The sequence below is a fragment of the Chloroflexota bacterium genome (assembly GCA_015478725.1).
In the GTDB taxonomy this organism is placed as follows: domain Bacteria; phylum Chloroflexota; class Limnocylindria; order Limnocylindrales; family CSP1-4; genus C-114.
Window position 1 is genome coordinate 10,881 of record JADMIG010000016.1, and the last position, 22,616, is coordinate 33,496.

General features: G+C 71.3%; 19 protein-coding genes and 1 pseudogene. 13 read left to right on the top strand and 7 right to left on the bottom strand.

The window, feature by feature from the left end:
* The first annotated feature begins 42 nt into the window (after positions 1-42).
* Positions 43-3,048, top strand: coding sequence for a non-homologous end-joining DNA ligase (gene ligD, locus IVW53_10530; GenBank protein ID MBF6606005.1), 3,006 nt, complete (start codon positions 43-45; stop codon positions 3,046-3,048).
* Between the two features lie 373 nt (positions 3,049-3,421).
* On the opposite strand, the gene IVW53_10535 is transcribed toward ligD, so the two are convergent.
* Together IVW53_10535 and IVW53_10540 are read right to left on the bottom strand one after the other, a co-directional pair.
* Positions 3,422-4,309, bottom strand: coding sequence for a TIGR03619 family F420-dependent LLM class oxidoreductase (locus tag IVW53_10535; protein ID MBF6606006.1), 888 nt, complete (start codon positions 4,307-4,309; stop codon positions 3,422-3,424).
* 245 nt (positions 4,310-4,554) lie between these two features.
* Positions 4,555-5,292 (bottom strand): hypothetical protein, encoded by a 738-nt coding sequence (locus tag IVW53_10540; protein ID MBF6606007.1) that lies wholly within the window; start codon positions 5,290-5,292, stop codon positions 4,555-4,557.
* 76 nt (positions 5,293-5,368) lie between these two features.
* Between IVW53_10540 and IVW53_10545 the strand changes: the two genes are divergently transcribed.
* From IVW53_10545 to IVW53_10565, 5 genes and pseudogenes are all read left to right on the top strand, one after another.
* Complete coding sequence (locus IVW53_10545) at positions 5,369-5,716, top strand: type II toxin-antitoxin system Phd/YefM family antitoxin (protein ID MBF6606008.1); 348 nt, start codon at positions 5,369-5,371, stop codon at positions 5,714-5,716.
* A complete protein-coding gene (locus tag IVW53_10550; protein ID MBF6606009.1) occupies positions 5,713-6,291 on the top strand; it encodes a type II toxin-antitoxin system VapC family toxin in 579 nt (192 codons plus the stop codon). The genes IVW53_10545 and IVW53_10550 overlap by 4 nt, the downstream gene beginning before the upstream one ends.
* A gap of 39 nt (positions 6,292-6,330) precedes the next feature.
* Positions 6,331-6,822 carry a MerR family transcriptional regulator gene (locus tag IVW53_10555; protein MBF6606010.1) on the top strand — a complete coding sequence of 164 codons (492 nt, stop codon included), beginning with the start codon at positions 6,331-6,333 and terminating at the stop codon, positions 6,820-6,822.
* A complete protein-coding gene (locus IVW53_10560) occupies positions 6,819-8,351 on the top strand; it encodes an MFS transporter (GenBank protein ID MBF6606011.1) in 1,533 nt (510 codons plus the stop codon). Before IVW53_10555 ends, IVW53_10560 begins: the two co-directional genes overlap by 4 nt.
* Positions 8,352-8,365: 14 nt before the next feature.
* Positions 8,366-9,562, top strand: a pseudogene (locus IVW53_10565) (MFS transporter).
* An 831-nt stretch (positions 9,563-10,393) separates the two neighbouring features.
* Here IVW53_10565 and IVW53_10570 read toward each other — a convergent pair.
* The gene (locus IVW53_10570; GenBank protein ID MBF6606012.1) at positions 10,394-11,836 is read right to left on the bottom strand and encodes a hypothetical protein; all 1,443 of its coding nucleotides are present in this window, start codon (positions 11,834-11,836) and stop codon (positions 10,394-10,396) included.
* Positions 11,837-11,905: 69 nt separating this feature from the next.
* On the opposite strand from IVW53_10570, the gene IVW53_10575 reads away from it, so the two are divergent.
* The 3 genes from IVW53_10575 to IVW53_10585 all read left to right on the top strand — a co-directional run bounded on the left by IVW53_10575 (position 11,906) and on the right by IVW53_10585 (position 14,807).
* Positions 11,906-14,005 (top strand): thioredoxin domain-containing protein, encoded by a 2,100-nt coding sequence (locus tag IVW53_10575; GenBank protein MBF6606013.1) that lies wholly within the window; start codon positions 11,906-11,908, stop codon positions 14,003-14,005.
* Between the two features lie 128 nt (positions 14,006-14,133).
* Positions 14,134-14,379: a DUF2191 domain-containing protein gene (locus tag IVW53_10580; protein MBF6606014.1), complete on the top strand. Its 246-nt coding sequence runs from the start codon at positions 14,134-14,136 to the stop codon at positions 14,377-14,379.
* Positions 14,376-14,807 (top strand): type II toxin-antitoxin system VapC family toxin, encoded by a 432-nt coding sequence (locus IVW53_10585; protein ID MBF6606015.1) that lies wholly within the window; start codon positions 14,376-14,378, stop codon positions 14,805-14,807. The genes IVW53_10580 and IVW53_10585 overlap by 4 nt, the downstream gene beginning before the upstream one ends.
* A 33-nt stretch (positions 14,808-14,840) precedes the next feature.
* Here IVW53_10585 and IVW53_10590 read toward each other — a convergent pair whose 3' ends face one another.
* The 3 genes from IVW53_10590 to IVW53_10600 all read right to left on the bottom strand — a co-directional run bounded on the left by IVW53_10590 (position 14,841) and on the right by IVW53_10600 (position 17,159).
* A complete protein-coding gene (locus tag IVW53_10590) occupies positions 14,841-15,473 on the bottom strand; it encodes a hypothetical protein (protein MBF6606016.1) in 633 nt (210 codons plus the stop codon).
* Positions 15,470-16,279 (bottom strand): carbon-nitrogen hydrolase family protein, encoded by an 810-nt coding sequence (locus IVW53_10595; GenBank protein ID MBF6606017.1) that lies wholly within the window; start codon positions 16,277-16,279, stop codon positions 15,470-15,472. The genes IVW53_10590 and IVW53_10595 overlap by 4 nt, the downstream gene beginning before the upstream one ends.
* Positions 16,280-16,349: 70 nt before the next feature.
* On the bottom strand, positions 16,350-17,159 hold the full coding sequence (locus tag IVW53_10600; GenBank protein MBF6606018.1) for a hypothetical protein: 810 nt from the start codon (positions 17,157-17,159) through the stop codon (positions 16,350-16,352).
* A gap of 193 nt (positions 17,160-17,352) precedes the next feature.
* On the opposite strand from IVW53_10600, the gene IVW53_10605 reads away from it, so the two are divergent.
* Together IVW53_10605 and IVW53_10610 are read left to right on the top strand one after the other, a co-directional pair.
* On the top strand, positions 17,353-19,086 hold the full coding sequence (locus IVW53_10605) for an APC family permease (protein MBF6606019.1): 1,734 nt from the start codon (positions 17,353-17,355) through the stop codon (positions 19,084-19,086).
* Between the two features lie 28 nt (positions 19,087-19,114).
* Positions 19,115-20,077, top strand: coding sequence for a metallophosphoesterase (locus IVW53_10610; GenBank protein ID MBF6606020.1), 963 nt, complete (start codon positions 19,115-19,117; stop codon positions 20,075-20,077).
* Here the strand turns inward: IVW53_10610 and IVW53_10615 are convergent.
* A complete protein-coding gene (locus IVW53_10615; protein MBF6606021.1) occupies positions 20,034-20,534 on the bottom strand; it encodes a DUF3052 family protein in 501 nt (166 codons plus the stop codon). The genes IVW53_10610 and IVW53_10615 overlap by 44 nt on opposite strands.
* A gap of 19 nt (positions 20,535-20,553) precedes the next feature.
* On the opposite strand from IVW53_10615, the gene IVW53_10620 reads away from it, so the two are divergent.
* Both IVW53_10620 and IVW53_10625 read left to right on the top strand, forming a co-directional pair.
* Positions 20,554-21,711, top strand: a complete 1,158-nt coding sequence (locus IVW53_10620) for an acetoin utilization protein AcuC (protein MBF6606022.1) — start codon at positions 20,554-20,556, stop codon at positions 21,709-21,711.
* A 194-nt stretch (positions 21,712-21,905) separates the two neighbouring features.
* Entirely contained in the window at positions 21,906-22,595 is a 690-nt protein-coding gene (locus IVW53_10625) for a DoxX family membrane protein (GenBank protein MBF6606023.1), read from the top strand.
* Positions 22,596-22,616: the final 21 nt, after the last annotated feature.

The following is a 22,616-nucleotide window of genomic DNA, read 5'->3' on the forward strand; positions in this document are numbered from 1 at the left end:
AGTCGGTTGCGAGCGGCGGCCAGCCTCCGCAGACTTGATCGCATGCCGCTCGACGCGTATCGCCGGAAACGAGACTTCGGGAAGACTCCCGAGCCGGCCGGGTCGCCTTCGGCGACGTCTGCGGCACCGTCCCTGCCCTCGGCTCCTGCCACATCCGCGCCGTCGCTGCCGTCTCTGCCGTCCCTGGCGTCTGCCGGGACCGGCGGGCGGTTCGTCGTGCAGCGCCATCGGGCGACCCGCCTCCACTACGACCTCCGCCTCGAGGTGGTGGGAGTGCTCGTGAGCTGGGCGGTGCCGCGCGGGCCGACGCTCGATCCCGACCAGAAGCGGATGGCGATGCGCGTCGAGGACCATCCGATCGAGTACCTCGACTTCGAGGGCGTGATCCCCGCCCGACAGTACGGCGCCGGCGACGTCATCGTCTGGGACTGGGGGACCTGGGAGCCCGAGGCCCCCAGGCTGGAACCCGCAGCCTCCCTCGAGCAAGGCGAGCTGAAGTTCCGCCTCCGCGGGGAGAAGCTCCGGGGTCGATTCACGATCGTCAGGACGAAGCCGCGCGACGGTGAGACCGGCGAGCCTTGGCTCCTCATCCACAAGCGTGACGAGGCGGCGGTCCCGGGATGGGATGCGGAGGACCACCCACGGAGCGTGAAGGCCGGCCGGACGAACGACGAGGTGAAGGCGGATCGCGACGCCCTCTGGATCTCGGCGGCCCCTTCCGCCCGCGCCGAGATCGATCTGTCGAGAGCCGTCCCGGCGCCGCTCCCGGCCTTCGTCGAGCCGATGCTCGCGACGCTCGCCGAGCGGGCGTTCGACTCGCCGGACTGGCTCTTCGAGATCAAGTGGGACGGCTATCGGGTCCAGGCCATCGTCCGGGATGGAACCGTCCGGTCCGTGACGCGTGGCGGCAAGGACGCCGCGACGTACTTTCCCGGCCTGCTCGAGCCCCCGAGCTGGATCGCGGCGGAGACGGCGATCGTGGATGGAGAGGTCGTCGCGCTCGATGCGGACGGCGCTCCGTCGTTCGAGCTGCTCCAGCGCCGGATCGCCGGCGATCCGGCCGCAGGGGACGCGCCGCTCGTGTACATGGCGTTCGACCTCCTCCACCTGGACGGACGGTCGCTCCTCAAGGTCCCGCTCGAGGATCGAAAGCGCCTCCTCCGGGACGTCCTGCGTGATCACCCGCGGGTCCGGTACGCGAGCCATGTCGAGCGTGACGGACGGGCGTTCTTCGCCGCCGCGGAAGCCCGCCACCTCGAGGGGATCGTCGCAAAGCGGCGGCAGAGCCCATACGTTCCGGGCCGTCGGTCGCCCGACTGGCTCAAGCTCAAGATCCGGCCGGAACAGGAGCTCGTGGTGGGTGGCTACGTGCCCGGGGAGGGGAGCCACGCCGACCTCGGCGCTCTCCTCGTCGGCGTGTTCGAAGGGGAGCGGTTCCGCTACGCCGGGCGGGTCGGCAGCGGGCTGGACGCCCGGACTCGATCGATGCTCAAGGCGCGCCTCGAGGCGCTCGCACAGGCTGACTCACCGTTCGATCTGGCCCCGCCGCGGACCGGTGCGTTGCGGGAGGCCCGATTCGCCGCCCCCGAGATCGTCATCCGGGCGGAGTTCGTCGCCTGGACCCGCGATGGGACCATCCGCCAGAGCGCATTCAAGGGCCTGCTCGAGGGGCGTGATCCGCGATCCGTCGTGCGCGACCGCCCGGTCGAGGTGCCGGATGCTGTGGACGACGCGCCGGATGCTGTGGGCGGGGCGCCGGATGCTGTGGTCGAGGTGCCGGATGGCGATGGGCCGCCACCTCGGCGCCGCGCTGCGCCGAGCACGCGGAGCGAGCCGAGCGCCCCGGGCGAGCCGCGCGGGCGGAGCGCGCCGAAAAGCCGTGCGGAGCCGAACACGCCGTGCAGGCCGAGCACGCCGAAAAGTCGTGCATCGGTGAACCGTTCACCGATGCAGCATTCGGCGGGTCGCGACCTTGCTGCCGCGAGCGAGCCGGTGGACGCGGAACTCGACGCCCTGGCTCGGCTCGGGCGGGAGGGCATCTGGCGCATCGGTGGCCGCGAGCTCAAGCTGACGAACCTCGACAAGCTGCTGTTCCCGCCGGCGGGGGTGCCGAGCGATGGATCCACCGAGCCCGCCTCCGACGCCGTGTCGCCCATCACGAAGCGGGAGCTCATCGCCTACTTCGCCCGCATCGCGCCGGTCATGCTGCCGCACCTCGCCGAGCGGCCGCTCAACCTCAATCGGTTCCCGAACGGGGTCGGCGGCCCGAGCTTCTGGCAGAAGGACCTGCCCGACACCGCGCCGGCGTGGCTCCGACGCTGGCACGAGGACTGGGGGGACCGCTGGCACGGCGACCGCGACCTCGGGACCGGCGAGACCGGCGAGACCGGCGAGACCGGCCACGCTGTGGGCCCCGAGCACCGTGCGCCGAACACCCACCTCGTCGCCGACGAGGTGGCGACGCTCTGCTGGCTCGGCAACCAGGCCGCCTTCGAGATCCATGCCTGGACGAGCTGCCTCGACGCGCCGATGCGCCCGACCTACGCGCTCGTCGACATCGACCCGGGGGAGCGCACGACCTGGGATGAGACGCTCGTCCTCGCGCGGCTTTTCCGGACGGCGCTCGGGCATCTCAGCGTGATCGGCTTTCCGAAGCTGACCGGCAAGCGCGGCATCCAGGTCTGGATCCCGATCGTCACCCGCTACTCGTTCGCCGAGACGAGCGCGTGGGTGGAGGGCGTCTCTCGCGCCGTCGGCGCGATGGTGCCGGAACTCGTGTCCTGGGAATGGGCCGTCGCCGACCGTCGAGGTCGTGCCCGGCTCGACTACACTCAGAACGCGTCGATCAAGACGCTCGTCGCCCCGTACGCCGTGCGTCCGATGGCCGGGGCTCCGGTCTCCGCTCCGATCGCCTGGGACGAGCTCGACGACCCGGATCTGCGGCCTGACCGCTGGACGATCCGGACGATCCTGGCACGCGTGGCTGCCGCTGGCGACCTCTTCGCCGGTGCGCTCACCTCCGCCCAGGAGCTGCCGTCGCTCGGGTGACGTCCCCGATGGACTGTCCGTCGGGCTCCTGCTCGCGCCACCGAGACGCGCCACCTGCTCGCGCCACCGAGACGCGCCACCGCCGACGCGCCACATATCGACCTCTCCGATGCTAAGCGTGTGTCGCTCGCTCTCGGCGGTTTCCGGTGCCCGCAGCGGCCCGATGGCGCGCCGCGCATCCGCGTGACCGTTATCTGCACGTGATCGGCGGTGTCGCTGCCGCGGTTCGGTCGCATGCTCCCGCGCGCTGCGGCCGAACATCGCCATGAGCGATATCTGCACCGATTGCTGGGCCTCGCTCACCGTCGCGGCCCACGACGCACCCGGCCGGCGCCGACGGCCCGAGCACCGTGGCGACCGCGGCTGCGCACGATCAGCCGACGAGCGGGATGACCTCGCTCGCGAACCGCTCCGCCTTCGCGACGTAGCGTTCCGGGTTCGTCTCGCGGAGGACGAGCGCGACGTGCGAGACCCCGGCCGCCGCGTATGCCCGCATGTCCGCCGCGATCGCCTCCGACGAGCCGATGGCCGCCGCCGTCACCCCGGCCGGCAGTTCCGTCGCGTCGAAGAGGACCGTTACCCGGCCCGAGACCGGTGGCATCGGCCGCCCTGCCGCCTCGGCGGCCGCACGGACCGCGGTGAGCGGACCCTCGAGCGCGGTCGGCGGCATCGAGGAGAAGTGATACCCGTCACCGACTGTGCCGGCTCGTCGATACGCTGCCGCCGAACCACCGCCGACGAGGATCGGGATGCCGCCCGGCTGGACCGGCAACGGCTCGAAGACGAAGTCCGGGATGTCGTGGAATCGGCCGGCGATCGGATCGGTCGAACCCGACCAGAGGTGGCGCCACAGTCGGATCGCCTCGTCGAGATAGGCGCCCCTGACGTGGTAACGGTCTGACGCCCCGAGGTTGGCGAACTCGCTCTCGCTCCAGCCGGCACCGACGCCGACCGTCAGCCGACCGCGCGACAGCACGTCGAGCGAGGCGAGCTCCTTGGCGAGCACGACCGCCTGCCGCTGCGGCACGACGAGGACGCTCGTCCCGAGGCGCACCCGCGACGTCCGTCCGGCGACATAGGCGAGCGTGAGGATCGCGTCGAAGATCCGCCCATATTCGCCGGCCGCCGCCCGATCGACGAGCACGTGATCCGTCGTCCAGACCGTCGTGTATCCGAGCCGCTCGGCCACCTCGACCGCTGCCTCGATGCTCTCCGTGGAAGCGCCCGGTCGCAGGTTCGGCAGCGCAAGTCCGTAGTCCATGGGCGGATGGTACCGAAAGTCGTGGACGCACTGCGACCGCTCGATCTCCCCTGGATCACGTGCGATCATGGGGCAATCGACCGGACCCACGGTCACGCTCGAGAACGAGACCGCACGATTGGCCCGGCTGGTGGCCGTCAAGTCACCCGAGAGCGGCTGGTCGACGCTCGAGCTCCGGTCGATGACCATTCACGAGCCGGCGGAGCGATTTCCCGATGTGGACGTCGGAGTCTGCGAAGGCTCGATCACTCCGTCGCTGGTTTCGGCCGGTAGGGGGCGCGGAAGAAGGCGAGGAGCGGCTCGCCGGTCGACTGGGAGATCGATGCCGATCGCCCATCCGGGGTGAGGTCGACGCGGAGCGCGACGCTGTCGTCGAGCGGGTGGTTCGGGTCGTAAACGGCGAGGGCCAGCCGTGAAGGCTCGAGGTCGTAGCCATAGGCGAGCACCTGGTGGTTCCGGTTGAGGCGGAGCGGGTTGGGCGACGCCACTCGGACGAGCCCGATCGCCACCGGCCGCCCGGCATCGAGCTCGGCGCGCATCTTCGGCCATTCGTCGCGGACGGTCACGGTGGACCGTGGATCTCGCCGAAGGGCGCGGCTGAGCACCGTCGGGTGGTCCGGCCGGAACGCCATGAGCGAATAGAACCGAATCGGGAGTCGGCCCCAGGCGAGGCTGTCGATCTGACGGCGGACGATCGCCCGGAAGTGCGGCGAATCCATGGGCGGTGGCGTTTCGTCCGGCCAGGCGGGGGCCCGCGCGGCCCATCGGTCGGCGGCCACGAAGGTCATCCCGCCGCACAGACCGTCCGCGGCGTCACCGATGCCGACGATCGTCCGTCCGGCGAAGCGCACGGCGATGTCGGGCTCATGCGGCCACGTATTCGCGAATCGGAGACCGGCGGTGCTCGGCAGGAATCCCGGGATCCGGACGGTCGTGGCCACGTCGAGATTGTGCGCCGGATCGGGGACGGGTCGTCGCGACATGGCGGGCTCGGCGGGGCGGCTCGGCGTGCCCGCAGGCTGCCGGTCAGATTGACATGGTTGACTATGATAGTGAGTCATGAGAACCGTGACCGCGCTCGAGCTCCGCGGAAAGCTCGGCGAGCTGCTCGACGCCGCGTCCGCCGGCGAGCGGATCGTGATCGAGCGCGACCGCCGACCGATGGCCGTGCTCGTCTCCGTGGAGGACGCCAATCGCCTCGACGACGATCGGGACGAACGGCGCCGTCGCTCGCTCGCGGCTCTCGATCGGCTGGATCGGTTCCGCGAGCGCATGGCGCGAGAGCAACCGGGAGAACTCGACGTGCCGGACGGAGCCACGGTCATCCGTCAGGAGCGTGAGGCTCGAGCGGCGCACGTCGAGGACGTGATCCGGCTGGCCAACGAGCGCGCGCGAGGCGAGGGATGACTCTCTCGATCGTGCTCGATGCCTCCGTCGCGATCCCGCTCGTGTGGCAGGAAGACGTGTCGGCGGTCGTCCGCCGGAGCGTGGATCGATGGGTCGCCCATGGACGCTCCCTACTCGTCCCAGGGCCGTTCTGGGCAGAGGTCGTCAACGCCCTGACCAGGCGACACGGGCGCCCGGGGTCGGCGGTGATCGAGGCCCTGTACGAGCTCGATCAGCTCATGATCGCGACCGTCGAGATCGATCGACCGCTGCTCCTCGCGGGGCTCGATCTCGTCGAACGTTCCGGTTTGACGATCCACGATGCGATCTATCTGGCGCTCGCCCGCTCCACGAATGCGCGATTGGCGACGTTCGATCGCGAGCTGATCGCGGCCGGAGGCGGGGACGTCGTCGACCTCTGGGCCGGGGGCGAGCTCGACCCGGGCGGCCACCTCCTCAGGGAAGAGCCGGCGCCGCATGGGATGCATCAAGGCGACGTCACGTGGCCGACATGGCCCGGTGCGGGATCGTATCTCGCAACCTTGCGCCGACGCGCCATCGCGGATGCGGAGCAGGCGACCAGCCGCCGACCATAACCTTTACGTCAACGGCAATGTTGTGCTAGGCTATCGCCCATGCCCGTTGACGCGTCCCCCGCCGCCTCCGCCCCGGCCGTCCCTCCGCGGCTCGTCCGCATCCAGGAAGTCGCCTCCGAGCTCGGCCTGACCCCTCGTTCGATCCGCTACTACGAAGAGCTGCGCCTCCTCAGCCCGGCCGCCCGCAGCGACGGGTCGTACCGGCTGTACGACGCGTCGGACGTGGAGCGCCTGCGGTTCATCAAGGCACTCCGCGACGATGCCGGCTTCTCGCTCGCGGAGATCGGCCAGCTCATGGAGGACGAGGCCGCCCGGGTCCGCAGCCGCGAGGCGTTCGCCCACACCGTCGATCGTGACGAACGCCGTGCCCTGCTCGGCGACTCGCTCGAGCGGGCCGAACGCCAGGTGGCGCTCCTGCAGGCGAAGATCGACCGGCTGGCGGCGATGGTGACGACGGCGACGGAACGGCGGGCCAGGGTCCGTGCCAGGCTCGAGGACCTCGACGCCGGCGGCACGGGGGACCGACGATGAACCTCAACCCTTCCTGGCACCGCGCGCACGATGCCGGCGAGACCGCCGACAGCTACCGCTGGTGGGTTCTCCTTGTCACGAGCATCGGCGCGCTTCTCGCCTCGCTCACCTCCGGCACCCTCGTCATCGCTCTCCCGGACATCCTCCGCGAGCTCCACACGGATCTGTTCTCGCTCATGTGGATCATCGTCGGCTACACCCTCGTCACGACGGTCCTCGTCCTCAATGCCGGCCGCCTCGCCGACACGATCGGACGGAGCCGCGCCTACACAACGGGTTTCGTCATCTTCCTCGTCGCCTCGATCCTCTGCGCGCTCGCCCCGAGCGCGAACGCCCTCATCGCGGCGCGCGTCATCCAGGGCGTCGGCGGCGCCTTCCTCATGGCCACGTCCGCCGCCCTCGTCACGGACGCGTTCCCCCGCCGCGAGCTCGGGCGGGCGCTCGGCATCAACGCGATGGTCGTTGGTGCCGGACTCATCCTCGGGCCGATCCTCGGCGGCTGGCTGACCGGCTTCGGCTGGCGGACCGTCTTCTGGTTCAACGTTCCGATCGCCCTCGTCGGCTCGATCGCCGCCTGGGTCCTGCTCGTCGAACCGGCCGGGAAGCGGCCGCTCCTGAAGATGGACTGGGCCGGTTCGGGGCTCTACCTCGTCGGCCTCATGGGGCTCATGGTCGCCCTGGCCTTCGGCGGCCTGTACGGCTGGACCACCTGGTGGATCGTCGGCGGTGTCATCGCCTTCCTCGTCGCCGCGCCCACGTTCCTGTGGGTCGAGTCGCATCGAGCGGACCCGCTCCTCGACCTGTCGCTCTTCCGGATCCGCCTCTTCGCGATGGGCAACCTCACGAGCCTCCTCAACGGCGTGGCGCGGAACGGAGTCCTGTTCCTCCTCGTGTTCTACCTCCAGGGCGCGAAGGGCGACGACCCGGTGACCGCCGGCATCCTCCTCGCCCCGCTCGCCGTGGGCCTGCTCGTCCTCTCGCCGATCAGCGGAGCGCTGGCCGACCGCTACGGTTCGCGACTCCTCGCCACGCTCGGGATGGTCGTCACGGCGATCGGCCTGCTCGGCCTCACGACGCTCCAGGTGGACACGCCGTACTGGCAGCTCGCCCTCTGGCAGCTCGTCATCGGCGCCGGATCCGGCCTCTTCAACTCACCGAACACGAGCGCGGTCATGGGGGTCGTCCCGCCGGCCCAGCGCGGGGTCGGCGCCGGAGCCCGGATGATGCTGACGAACAGCGGTTTCGTCATCTCGATCGCCCTCGCCATCGGGCTGGTCACGAGCGCGATGGACCCGAAGGTGCTGCTCGCGATCTTCAGCGGTTCGCAGGTGGGATCGTCCGGGATCGACCTCGGGCCGTTCATCGGCGCCCTCCACGTCGCGTTCTGGGCGGGTGTCGCGGCGAGCGCCCTTGGAGCGGTCGTGTCGCTCATGCGAGGTGGTCACACGAGCTGGGAGGCCGATCCCGAGGCCACCCCCCAGCCCCTGGGTGCATCGGCGGTCGGGCCGTCCGCGGAACCCACCGGATGACGATCCTGCGCCCCATGCGACCGACGCGAGGGGCACTCGCCTCGCTCCAGGGTCTCCGCGCCCTGCACCATCGGAACTACCGGCTCTTCTTCAGCGGTCAGCTCATCTCGCTCATCGGGACCTGGATGACCGCGGTGGCCCAGAGCTGGCTGATCCTCCAGCTGACCGGAAATCCGTTCGATCTTGGTCTCATGACCGTGGCCCAGTTCGGCCCGGTCCTCGTCCTCGGCCTGTTCGGCGGCCTCATCGCCGACGGACTCCCGAAGCGTCGGACGCTCTATGCCACCCAGACAGTCGCGATGGGAGTGAGTCTCGCGCTGTTCGTCCTCGCTGCGACGCACACCGTTACCGTCTGGGAAGTCTGGGCCCTCGCGGCTGTCATGGGCGTCCGCAACGCCGTGGACATGCCGACTCGGCAGGCGTTCGCGGTCGAGATGGTGGGACGCGAGGACGTCGGCAACGCGGTCGCCCTCAACTCGGCGATGTTCAACGGCGCGAGGATCCTCGGGCCCGCGATCGCCGGCCTGACGATCGGCGCGTTCGGCGTCTCGATCGCCTTCCTCATCGATGCGATCAGCTTCCTCGCCGTCCTCCTCGGTCTCTTCCTCATGCGGGTGGAGGATCTTCATCCGGCTCCTCGGTTCGCCCGCCTCACGACGGTCCACCAGGTGGGCTCGAACCTCGCCGATGGGCTGCGGTATGTCCGCCGGACGGGGATCGTGTTCCTCGCCATCACGGTCGTCGGCGTGGTCGCCACGTTCGGCATCAACTTCACGATCCTCGTCCCGCCGCTGGCCGCGCTGAACCTGCGCGTCGGCGCGTCCGGATACGGGTTCCTCATGGCCGCTTCCGGCGTGGGCTCGCTCCTCGCCGCCCTCGCGATCGCCTTCGGCGGCACGAGTCCGACGCGGATGCTCGCCGGCGGGCTCGTGCTCGGCGTGGCCGAGCTGTTCATCGGGATCGGGAGCTACCCGGCCGACCTGCTCCTCATGTTCATCGCCGGCGCCGGCGCGATCACGATGATGGCGACCGCGAACACGATCCTCCAGCTCGCCGTTCCGGACGAGCTCCGCGGCAGGGTCATGAGTGTCTACACGACCGTCTTCGCCGGCACGAACCCGATCGGCGGGCTGCTTCTCGGCGCGGTCGCCGCGAACGCCGGTGCGCCGGCCGCGATCGCGCTCGGCGGGGCGGTCTCGCTCGTGGCCGTCGGCGGCGGCGTCGTCTGGTACCGACGGCTCGGCCGTCCCGACCCGAGCGCGAACCCGATCGCGGGCGTGGCCTCGGCGGGTGTGCCGGTCGCGCCGCCGGGCGTGGCGGTCGCGGCGGTCGTGCCGGTCGTGCCCGGCGCCGCCGTGCCGGTCGCGCTGCCGGGCGTGGACATGGCGGGTGTGCCGCATGTGGCCATGGCGCCGACCGTGGCCCCGGTCGCGCTGCCGCGGTAGCGCTGCCGCGGACACCGGGTCCGCTGGGCAGCGTGGAAGGCGCCTCTCCGCGCCTTCGTCGAGTCCGAATCCCGGGAACCGGTGAGCGGTTGCCCGGCCACAGGCCTCGACACGGCAGCGGCGATCCACCCGGCTATGGCTGATGCGGCGGTCGGCCGTCTCGAACGTCGCCGATCCGGCCAGATGCACGCCCGGCGAACGTTCGGTCGAACGACAGCCCTCGCCGCCGTGTGCAGGACAGCGCGAGCGCCACGTTCACGATCCGGACGAGCGTGAGTCCAGCGCGATCGTGGCGATGATCGAGTTGCCGCAAGCCAGAGGGCTGCCGATTCCCGCGACCGATCGACCCAACGCTCATGCCGCGTGCATCTGGCCGCTTTCGGCTTTTTTCCGCCGCCGCAGGCCGCCGCAGGCTGCCGCCGCCGGCCGCCGCACAGCGCCGCCGCCGCACGCCGCCGCACGCCGCCGCCGGCCGCCGCCGCACGCCGCCGCAGGCCGCACACCGCCGCCGGCGGCCGCCGCCGCACGCCGCACGCCGCCGCCGGCTGCCGCCGCACGTCGCCCGAGCCCGCCGATCCCCCCTCGCGGGCCCCTGGACTACCGCTGGCGGCGTGGATCGATGAGGTCGTCCACGCGGAAGACCGCCGTGCTCGTGGCCCACGTCGCGGACACCTCTGCTCTGGCCGCGACGACGAACCGGGTGAGCCCGGAGACGAGGAACAGGCCGGCGAACGTCAGATAGGTGAGCGGCGCGAAGGCGAGCACGACGCCGTTCGCCACCTGGCCGGCTGTCATCCCGATGGCATTCGCCGCGACGAAGCGGCCCTGGGCGCCGAGCAGCCGCGAGCCCGGGGCGAGGCGCATGAGCCGTTCGTTGGAGGCCAGGGTCGCGGCCGACGCGCCCGCTGAAGCGACGACCGCGACGATGCAGATGACGAGCCAGGCGAGCGGCTGGCCGGGGAAGGCGAGGAGCCCGAACAGCATCGATCCGCCGCGCATGAGGAACGACACGCGGAGCGTCCGCGACGCGGAGCCCCGGGCGAGCATGCCGCCGACGATCGTGGACGTGGCGAGCGCCGCCCCGGACGAGAGCGCCGAGAGGAGGATCGCGAACCCGGCCGACAGGTGCAGGACGGAGATCGAATAGATCGAGAGGTACGGACCGAAGCCCGCCCCGAACGCGGCGAACGCGATCGAGCGGATGAACGGCTCGAGGTCGTTCCTCGATGCCGCGAATCGCGGCGCGGTCGCCGCCGCTGCGGCACCCGCCGTCGCCTCAGCCCGCGGCATGGCCGATGGCGCGGGGGCGCTCCCAGGAGTCGCCACTCCTGGAGTCGCCACCATCGTTCGGGCCGCGGTGACGCGAACGCGTCCCGGGTGCGGCAGGCCCCGGATGATTGCCAGCTCGACGATGGCGGCGATCCCGGCGAGAGCGAAGACGAACGCGTAGATCCGAACGCCAAGCGCGCCACTTCCGACCTGGACGAGGAGCGCGACCGGAAGGAGGAGGATCGCCCCGAGACCGAGCGTGAGGCCCATGACGCGGGGCGCGACGAATCGGCGTTCCGGGTCCGGAAGGACCGCCCCGTACCAGGCGAGGAGGTTCGCCCCGCCGATCGTCGTCGCCGCCCCGCCGAGACTCATGACGATGCCGATCGCGGCGATCGCGACGATGTGCGGGATCACGCCGGCCCAGCCGAGGAGGGTGAATGCCGCGAGAAGGAAGCCCCGCGTCTCGCCGACTCCGAGGATGACGAGCGTGACCCGCCGGAGGTCGCCGTCCGTCCGCTCGAGGAGCCACGGCACGCGAAGCTGGGCGGCCGAGCAGGCGACCGGGAGGACGCCGATGATCGTCGCCACCGCCGGGTGCGCGCCGAGGGCGAGGAGAAGCGGGATCGTCAGGCCGTCGCTCACGAGGGCCGCGACGACAGCGGAGCTCAGGCCGATGCGGAGGAACGTCGCGTACCGGGGATGGCCGAAAGCGCGCCATTCCCGGGTCGTTCGCCGAGTCTCGTTGTTCAGCTGGTCGCGCCATCCCATCGCCGCAAGCGTACCGCCGCCCGAGGCGAGTTTCGTGAAGCCTCGCCGGTGGCGCGTACCATCCGATCGATGACCGACGCCCACGACGGTTCCGATCGCCCGACGAACCGACTCGCCGGCGAGACGAGCCCGTACCTCCTCCAGCATTCCCACAATCCCGTCGACTGGTATCCGTGGGGCCCGGAGGCGCTCGAGTCGGCACGCGCGCTGGACCAGCCGATCTTCCTCTCGATCGGCTACGCCGCCTGCCACTGGTGCCACGTGATGGAGCGCGAGTCGTTCGAGGACGAGGCGACGGCGGCCGACCTTCGCCGCGACTTCGTCGCGATCAAGGTGGACCGCGAGGAGCGCCCGGACCTCGACGCCGTGTACATGGCCGCCGTCCAGGCGATGACCGGCGGCGGTGGCTGGCCGATGAGCGTCTTCCTCACTCCCGACGGTCACCCGTTCTACGGCGGGACGTACTTCCCGCCGGAGCCGCGCCACGGCCTGCCGGGTTTCCGCCAGGTCCTCGCGGGCGTGGCTGCCGCATGGCGCGATCGTCGAGCGGAGCTCGAGGCGTCCGGCCAGCGGCTCGTCCAGGCGATCGTCGAGTCGCGGATGCCCGTCGCCGCGGACCCGGGATTGGGGCCGGATCGCCAGGTGCTCGAGGCCGCCGTCGCGACGCTGCAGGGGTCGTTCGATGCCCGCCGCGGTGGCTGGGGCGGCGCCCCCAGGTTCCCGCCCTCCATGACGATCGCGTTCCTCCTCCGGCGATCGGCCGGTCCCGACGGTCGGCCGGGCTCGGACCCCGATGCCATGGCGATGGCCCGGCGGACGCTCGATGCGATGGCGGCCGGCGGCATCCACGATCAGCTCGGCGGTGGATTCCATCGCTATGCCACGGACGCCGGCTGGCTCGTCCCGCACTTCGAGCAGATGCTCTACGACAACGCGCTCCTCGCGGACGCATACCTCGACGCGTGGCGCCTCACGGGGGAGCCGGCCTATCGCGGTGTCGCGTTCGGCGTGCTCGACTTCATCGCCCGCGACCTGCGGAGATCGGACGGCACGTTCGCGGCGAGCCTCGATGCCGACACGCTCGGCGTCGAGGGCGCGACCTTCACCTGGGCCGCGGCGGAGATCGGGGCCGCGCTCGGCGACGAGGCCGCCCTGTTCGCTGCGGCGTACGGCGTGACGGAGGGCGGCAACTGGGAGGGCCGCACGATCCTTTCGCGAGTGCGGGACGACGCAGAGCTCGCGGAGCGGTTCGGACGTCCTGAGGCGGAGGTCGCCGAGCGGCTCGCTGCCGCCCGCGCCGAACTGTTCGTGCAGCGCTCACGGCGCCCCCAGCCGGCCCGTGACGACAAGGCGCTCACCGCCTGGAACGGCCTCGCCATCGGAGCGTTCGCCCGCGCGGCCGCCGCGGTCGACGCACCTGAACGGGCAACGCGCTATCGCGACCTCGCGACCACGGCCGCGACGGCGCTCCTCGCCGGCGTCCGCGACTCGGACGGTCGGATCCGGCGGTCGTGGAAGGACGGTCGGGCGACGGCGGACGGCGTCCTCGAGGATCACGCCGACCTCGCGGCGGGGCTGCTCGCGCTCTACGAAGCCACGTTCGACGAGCGCTGGTTCGTCGCCGCACGCGACCTGGCCGACGCGATCCTCGACCGCTTCGCCGACCCGGAGGGTGGCTTTTTCGACACCGCGGCGGACGCCGAGGCGCTCATCGCCCGGCCGAAGGAGCTCCAGGACAACGCCGTCCCGTCCGGCGGGGCGATGTCGACGACCGTGCTCCTGCGGCTCGCTGCCCTGACGGGCGAGGGGCGCTATCGCGACGCGGCGGACGCCGCCCTCCGCGGCGTGGTCCCGGTCGCGCCGCGGCATCCGTCGTTCTTCGGCCAGTGGCTCGTCGCGATCGACCTCTCCCTCGCGGCGGTGGCCGAGGTGGCGATCGTCGGATCGCCGGTGGCGCCGGAAACGGTGGCCCTCGTGGACGTCGCTCGACGCGGTCTGCGCCCGCACCTCGTGCTCGCCGTGGGCCTCGATCCCCCGTCGAGCGCCGTGCCGCTGCTCCAGGGCCGCTTCGCACTCCACGATCGAGCGACCGCGTTCGTGTGCCGAGACTTCGCCTGCCGCCAGCCGGTCCACGAACCCGCGGCGCTCGCCGCCCTTCTGCTTGAGTAGGCGTCCGCATTCACGATCAGGTGCGTTGCGACGGCCCGAACCACACGGCCCATCAACACGGCACGAACCAGGACACGGCCCGAACCAGGGCATTGACATCAAGATGTGCTGTACCTATGCTTTGATGCATGAGGACCACGGTCAAGATCGAGGATCGGTTGCTGGTGGAGGCAAAGGCACAGGCCGTTGCCTCCGGCCGGACGCTCAACGCGGTCGTCGAAGACGCGCTCCGGGAATCGATGGGGCGGCGTGCCGGTGATCGTCGCTCGCAGCCGGTCGCCCTGCCGACATTCCCGGGCGCAACGCTCCGTCCCGGTGTCGACCTCGACGACACGGCGGGCCTGGTCGATCTGATGGATGGAGCGGACTCCTGATCCTCATCGACGTCAACATCCTCGTGTACGCCTATCACGAGGGGGCCCCGGATCACCATCGGTTCCGGGCGTGGTTGACGTCCGTCGTCGAAGGAGACGAGCCCTACGGCCTGTCCGAGCTCGTCCTCAGCGGGTTCCTTCGCGTCGCGACGCACACGCGCATCTTCTCGCCACCGTCGCCGATCGATCGGGCACTCGGATTCGCCGCCGTCCTCCGAGGTGAGCCGAACGCGGTCATCGTGTCACCGGGTGCCCGTCACTGGGACATCTTCGAGCGCCTCTGCATCGAGGTGGGCGCCAGGGGCAACATCGTCCCGGACGCTTACCTCGCCGCCCTCGCGATCGAATCCGGGAGCGAATTCATCACGACCGACCGCGACTTCAGTCGATTCCCGGGCCTCCGCTGGCGCCACCCCTTCCCCGCCTGACGATCGGACGACGCGCTTTCGGCCGTCGCCGCATCACGCCGAGTCGCGGGCGACGGCCGCGCCGAGATTGCGGAGGAGATTGAGGCCCGCTTCGACCTCGGACGCCGGCGCGTACGGGCCGGGCATGAGGAAGCATGGGCGTCCGGCGACGGCGACACCGTCGAGCGTTCCCCAGCGCTCGGCGAGCCGGCGTCCGGCGACGGCGCTCGCCACTCGCTTGTAGACGAAGACCACGGCGCCGGCTCGCCAGATCGCGACCTTCTGCCAGAGCGGTCCGACGCCGGCGGTGAGTTCGCGGTCCGAAGCGACATCCCGTGGCGTGGGCCGCTTGATGAGGTCCGTGATCCCGTGACCGGCCGCGAGGAGCGCGTCGTCCGCCGTCTCGATCGGCGTCCCGGGCGGGAGGATCCCGGCGACGATGAGGCGCCGCCAGAACGTCCGGCCGAGGCGACCCTGGTGGTAGTGGCCGGCGACGAAGCTCACCGGTGACGGATTGAGCCCGACGAACAGGAGGCCGCCGCGCTTCGGTGGCAGATCGGCGAGCGTCTCCACGTCGTCGTCCCCGATCCGGACGGTCGTGCGGTGCGGGCCCGGCGGGGGCCGCTCGAGGAGCGTGGCCAGGTCGACGATGTCCGGCGGCGTCTCACCCGATCCTGGCGGTGTCATGCTCCGGCTGGCGGGGACGCGAGGAGGTCGGCGTATGTCTCGATCCGCCGGGACCGGAGGTACGAGCCCGGTCCGCCGGACCGCTCGACCGCCGCCGCGCTCAGGGTCGCGACGACCAGCCGCGGCCGATCGTAGCCGGCGGAGACGAGCGTCCCGTCCGGCGCGGCGATGCCGCTGCCTCCGAAGAACGTCACCGTCGCGCGGCGTTCGACGGTGTTGGCCAGGGCGACATGGACGTTGTTCTCGATCGCCCGACTCATGAGGTTCGCCGCCTGCTGGACACGATACGGCTCCATGTCCGCGGAGGGCACGGCGATGAGGTCCGCGCCGCCGAGGGTGAGCAGCCGGGCGACCTCGGGATATTCGATGTCGGCGCAGATCGCGACGCCGACGCGGAGGGGCGGCCGGTCCGCACGGAGTGGCACCGGGATCACCGGATATCGGTCGCCGGGGGCGAACGCGCCGTGCTCGCCGTCGAAGAGGTGGGTCTTCCGGTAGGCCCCGAGCCGGCGGCCGTCGCGGCCCACGACGAGCGCGGTGTTGAACGGCCGGTCCGGGGGGCTCGGGTTCCGCTCGATGAACCCGACGACGAGCGCGATGTCGGCGTGCCGGGCGATCTCCCCGAGCGCGGTCGCGATGGGCCCGTCGAGCTCCTCCGCGAGAGCGAGGACCGCCGGTCGCAGCGAGTAGCCCTGGGCGAAGCACTCCGGGAAGACGACGAGCTCGGCCCCTGCCCGGGCCGCCCGGTCCGCATAGCGGCGGACTGTCGCGAGGTTGCGGGACGGCTCGCCGACGGTCGCGCCCACCTGGGCGACGGCGATCCGGATCCCGTCGATGTCGCCGCCGGCCGGCGCTCCGTCCGCGTCGCCCCCGGGCTCACTCGCGCCCGTGACCGACCTCCTCCGGCAGCTCGTACCACGACATCCGGTCGCCGACCCGGGACCGGAGCTTCCAGCGGGTTGACTTCGGCGCCGCGTCGATCGCCGCCCGCAGGTCGCGGATCTGGGCGACCGGGTCGTAGCGGAGCGGTCGGCCGGTCTCGAGCTCGCCGGGCTGGAGATCCACCTCGTGGAAGAGTCGCAGCTTGTCGAGGTTCTCGGTGAGCGTCCGCCACCAGCCCCAGTCGTTCGCGGCGAGGGCGACGATCCGCGTCGTGTTGATCGCGGACGACCCCGTCGTCGCGTCCGTCGCGCCGTCCGTCGTCCCGAGCGGGTGCTCGCCGAGGAGGATGAGCGCGTCGAGGACGTCCTTGCGGTTGATGCGGACCACCTGGAGCTTGGAGAGGAGGAGCTCGGCGAGCGGCAGGGTGGGACTCGTCGTCGCGAGTCGATCGCCGAACTCGAACATGTGGCACATCTCGAGGCGATCCACGAGGACGTCCACCGGCCGGGAATGCGGCTCGTCGACGAAGTACAGCTGCTTGTGGCCGTACAGCGCGTTGTACTGCTTGTCCGGCGTGTAGCCCTCGCCGACGAGGAGCTCGACGACCGCCTTGCGGTCCCTGCTCCGGGTCGCGAAGTCGATGTCGCGGCCGTCGCGATCGACGCGGGCCGTCCAGGTCGGGGCCTGGGCGTGGAAGGCGAGGCCGCCCATGAGGCGCAGGAGGAGACTGCGCGACTCGGCGATGCCGATGATCCGGACCGCCTCCGCGAGGGGGTCGTCCAGGGTCCGGGTGGCCGACGTCATCGGGGGTCCTCTCGAGTGCGCGGTTCGTGCACGAATCGGCCGTCCGCCGCGAGTGCCGGTCAGTATACTTGCGCCGCCTTCGATGTTCGAAGGCTCGATCCGCGCCGGAGGAGGACGCGGAACGACGCCCGGCGACCGCCGGCGCGAGGTGGGCGCCAGAGCGGTCGGTTGACTGACTGGAGGCGAACGTCTGATGGCCGCGCCACAAAGTGGTCGTGCGCTCTTCACGAGACAGTCGTCGGGGCTCGTCCGTGAGGTCAGCGTCGTCAACGCGCTGTTCTTCAACACGGCGGCATTCATCGGGGTGGGTCTCGGCTGGTATCCGGTCTTCTACTCGCTCGCCGGGATCAGCGTCGGGACGTACGCGGGCTTCACCACCTACGGCTGGGCAGCGCTCATCGTGGGTGCTTTCTCCGTCCTCCTCGCGCTCATCTTCGCGTCCCTCACGAGCGTCATGCCGCGGTCCGGCGGCGACTACGTGTTCACGAGCCGGATCGTCCCCAGGGTCGGGCCGTTCCTCGGCTGGATGGAGAGCTGGACGCTCGCCTTCAGCTCGCTCGCGATCATCGCCTTCGAAGTTCCCATCGTCGTCCAGAACCTCCAGATCACCGGCCGGATCATCGGCCTCGGGACGGGGAGCAGCTTCTTCGGCGGGGCGAACAGCTGGTTCACGGACGACACCGGCCTGATCACCGGCGTGCCGGGGTTCATCGCGGCCCTCATCGTCCTCGCCCTCGTGGCGGTCATCGTCTTCCAGCCGACGCGGCGCTTCCACCGCATCGTCACGACGCTCGCCCTGCTCAGCCTCGCGGCCGGCGTCCTCATGTTCGTCCTCGGTCTGACGGCGATCGACCCGGCGACATTCGCCGCGAACCTGCCCGGCGTGGCCGGTGGCGTGACGGTCGACCAGCTGGCGGCGGCCGCCGACAAGGCGAATCTCATCGACCACGGCGCGGGCCTCAATCTCGACCCGGCGGTCTTCAGCTTCATGGCCGGCATCCTCCTCTTCCAGTACATCGGCTTCCAGTACAGCGCCTACATCGCCGGCGAGGTCCGCGGCAATGTCCGGCGGAGCATCCTCATCGCGATGCTCGGCGCGCTGGCGATCGCGGTCTTCATGAACTCGGTGTACACGGACTTCATCGCCGCCCGCCTCGGCATCAACGGCCAGGTCGGCTGGGGCGCCGCCTGGTGGGGATTCGTGACGCAGCCCGCCCTCCCGCTCGGCCAGCCGAACTCGATGCCGCTCATGGGCGTCATCGCGAACCCCGGCCTGTGGCCGATCTGGGCCCTCATCAGCCTCGCCGTGACGGTCTTCCCGTTCCTCCTCTGCCCGGTCTACATCGTGTTCCTCTCGCGGGTGCAGCTCGCCTGGAGCCTCGATCGCCAGGTGCCGGAGTGGTTCGGGACGGTGTCGGAGCGGCTCCGCGCGCCGGCCAACGCGATCCTCGCCGCCCTGGTCGTGGCGGTCCTCTTCGCGGCGTTCCAGAACTTCCCGCTCCTCAACTACATCCCCGGAGCGAGCGGCCTCTCGCCGACCGGCAAGCTCAACCTCGTCGCGACCGCGTGGTTCGGCATCCTCGCCGGCGGCCTGACGTGGATCATGCCGGGCGTCAACGCCGTGCTCGTGCGGTTCACCCGGCCGGACCTCGTCCGGGACGCGCCGTACGCGTTCGCCCTGCCGTTCCTCGGCATCGTCTGGCTCGTGTTCGCCGTCGTCCTCTACTGGTACGCCGGGATCCTGCCGATCTGGAACAACATCACCGGCCAGGGTTCCGACGCCCTCGCCTACCTGAACAAGCAGGGCGTGACGTTCGTCGTCATCGTCGTCGTCGTCGGCGTCGCGATCTATGTCGTCCAGTCGCTCCGCAACCGGGCGCACGGCATCGACACGCGCCTCATGTACCGGGAGCTCCCGCCGGACTGACCCCGCGTCCCGATCGAGCAAGGCACCGATGGCGAAACCGTTCCGGCTCTACATCTGCAGCGATATCCACGCCTCCGAACGGGCGTGGCGGAAGCTCCTCAACGCGACGCGGGCGAACGTCTACAAGGTGGACGCCGTCCTCATCGCCGGCGACCTCACGGGCAAGGCCCTCGTGCCGATCGTCGAGGACCCGGCCGGGACGTGGACGGCGACCGTCCTCGGATCGCGGCGCGTCGCCCGCACGGAGCCGGCGCTGGCCGACCTCGAACGCTCCATCGCCGACCTCGGCTACTACGGCACGCGCGTCTCACCCACCGAGCAGGCCGCGATGGATTCCGACCCGGCGGTCGTGCGGCGCCATTTCGAGGAGCAGATCTCGCGTCGGGTCCGCGAGTGGATGACGCTCGCGGCCGAGCGCCTCGACGGCTCGAAGATCCCGGTCTACCTCATGCCCGGCAACGACGACGACTTCGAGATCGACGCCGTCCTCGCCGACTCCGCGTACGCGAAGAACGTGAACGAGCAGGTCGTCGATCTCACCCCTTGGCACCAGCTCGTCAGCATGGGCTGGTCGTCGCCGACGCCGTGGTCGACGCCGCGCGAGCTGCCGGAGGAGGAGTTCCTCGATCGATTGTCGGGGCTGTTCCGCGGCGTCCGCGATCCGCGGAAGACGGTGATGATGACCCACGTCCCGCCGTACGATTCCGGGCTCGACACGGCGCCGCTCCTCTCGCCGGACCTCCAGCCGACGATCAGCGCGGGCGACGTCCTCCGCGGCCCCGTGGGCTCGACCGGCGTGCGGCGAGCGATCGAGTCGTTCCGGCCGGTCCTCGGGGTCCATGGCCACATCCACGAATCGGGCGGCGAACGGCGCATCGGGGACACGGTCTGCGTCAACGCCGGCTCCGAGGCGGCCCACGGCATCCTCCGCGGCTACCTCATCGACCTCACCGCCGACGGAGTGGAGCGGACACTCCGCGTCGAGGGCTGACGGCCGGCCCCGATCCGTCCGGAGTCGCTCGGCGGCCGGACGTGGCCGGACGCGGCCGAAGGTGGCGCGGGATCACGAGACGGAGCGCCGTGTGGGTCGTCGAGAAGCTCGCGACCTTGTTGTCGATGAGGCCGGCGGCCCGCGCCGCGTCGATCACGTCGACGTCGCGGAGCGTCGCCGCCCTGCCCTTCCGCGAGACGACCCAGATCGCGCCGTTCGGCACGAGAGAGGCGCGGAGGGCTGGGAGGCGGGCGAGCGCTCGAGCGTCGTCGGCGGCGAGGAAGATGACGTCCGTGTCCGGCGGTGGCGCCTCGTCCGAGCCGAGCTCGACGACGTCCGCGGTCCGCTCGGCGAGGAGCCGCCGGAACTCGTCGTCGTCGACGCCGGCGATCGCCACCCGGGCGGCCGGGCGCACGCCGAGCTTGTCGATGAGCGGCGTCGTGTAGCGACGTTCCATGGCCGCTATCGTGCCACGCGTGGCAGGCGACGATCCGCTCCTGGTCTTCGGGCGGCGCTCGACGACGTACGACTTCGGGCCCGGCCACCCGCTGACCCCGGAGCGGTTCGGGCCGGGGATCGACCTGCTGCGGGCTGTGGGCGCAGAGCCCGGGCTCGCGCCCGAACCGGCCACCGACGACGAGCTCGCCCGCTGTCACGACCGGCGGTACATCGCGACGGTCCGCGCCTTCGCCGACGATCCGGATCGCCCGCTGGCGGCGGGGATCGGCCCGGGCGGTGACGATCCGCCGTTCCTCGGGATGCACGACGCGGCGGCCGCGGTCGCCGGCGGCTCGCTGGCGGCGATGGCAGCGATCCTCGACGGCCGCACGGCGCACGCGTTCCATCCGGGCGGCGGCCTCCACCACGCGATGCGCGACCGCGCGTCCGGGTTCTGCATCTACGACGATCCGGCCCTCGCCATCGACCTCGCCCGACGGGCGGGACAGCGGGTCCTCTACGTCGACCTGGACGTCCATCACGGCGACGGCGTCGAGGCGATCCATGCCGCCGATCCTGGCGTCCTGACCCTCTCGATCCATGAGTCGGGCCGGACGCTGTTCCCGATGACCGGGTTGGTCGAGCCGCCACCCGGCGCGGCACCCGGATCCGTCGTCAACGTCCCGCTCGAGGCGTTCACCGGCGCCGACGTCTGGCTCGAGGCCGTCGAGCGGATCGTCCCCCTCGCCGCGGAGCGCTTCCGACCGGACGTCGTCGTGAGCCAGCACGGCGCGGACAGCCACGCCTGGGACCCGCTTGCGCACCTTCGAGTGACGACGACCGCGATGGGTGCGGCCGCCCGTATCGTCGATGCGATCGCCCACCGGTACGCCGCCGGCCGCTGGCTTGCGACGGGCGGCGGGGGATACGACATCCATCGGGTCGTGCCGCGGGCATGGGCGCTCGTCTGGCTCGCCGGCGCGCATCGGGTGGTCGCGCCCGGGACCGCCACACCCGAGACATGGCGTGCCCGCTGGGCCGCCGAAGCGGAGCGGTTCGGGACCCCGGAGCTGCCGGCGACGCTCGAGGACGATCCCGCGGTCGGCGCCTCGGTCGATCGCCGGTCGAAGCTGGCCGACGACGCCTCGCGCCGGGTCATCGCCGAGGTCGTCGCGCGCCTCGAGCGGCTCACCTGAGAAGCGGGCCATCCGGCCCGGCCGGGTGGCCCATGAACTCGGGCCGTTGGCCCCCTTGGCCGCGGCGCCCCGGTGGGGCATCCTGATCACACGGGACCTGCCCTGCTGCAGGAACGGGAAGGGAGAGGGAAATGGCAAAGTTTCGCTCGTACGCCGTGCCGCTGGCGCTGCTCGCGGCGGTCGTGCTCGTGTTCATGGAGAATCCGTGGGTCAGCCCGCCGAAGGAGATCGATCCGGCGCTGACGGTGATCTTCTGGGCACTCTTCATCGTCGTCACACTCCTCCTGTTCGAGGACCGCAAGCAGCCTCAGGCGGAGGAGGTGGAGGTCGAGGGCCCGGCCTTCACCCGCTATCTCTTCAGCAACACTCGCGCGGGCCTGCTGTGGCTGCCGATCCGGATCTTCGTCGGCTTCGAGTGGGCCGTCGCTGGCTGGGAGAAGCTCACCGGCAGCGGCTGGGTGGACGGCGGCGCGCCGCTCCTCGGGTACTGGAATCGTGCGGTCGCGATCCCGGCGACCGGTCGACCGCCGATCACGTTCGACTGGTACCGCACGTTCCTGCAGGTCCTCATCGACAACCACGCGCAGGGGTGGTTCGCATGGCTCATCGCGGTCGGCGAGCTCGCCGTGGGCGTCGGCCTCCTCGTCGGGGCGCTCGTCGGCGTGGCGGCGTTCTTCGGCATCGTCATGAACATGTCGTACATGCTCGCCGGCACGACGTCGACGAACCCCGTCATGTTCGCCCTCGCCATCGGGCTCATCCTCGCCTGGCGGGTCGCCGGCCACTACGGCGTGGACCGCTGGCTCCTGCCGCGGCTCGGCGTTCCATGGCGGGCGAAGGTCGCGACCACGCAGCCGGCTCGAGGTGTCGCCTCCGCGACCTGACCATCCCGGCCGCCGCCCAGG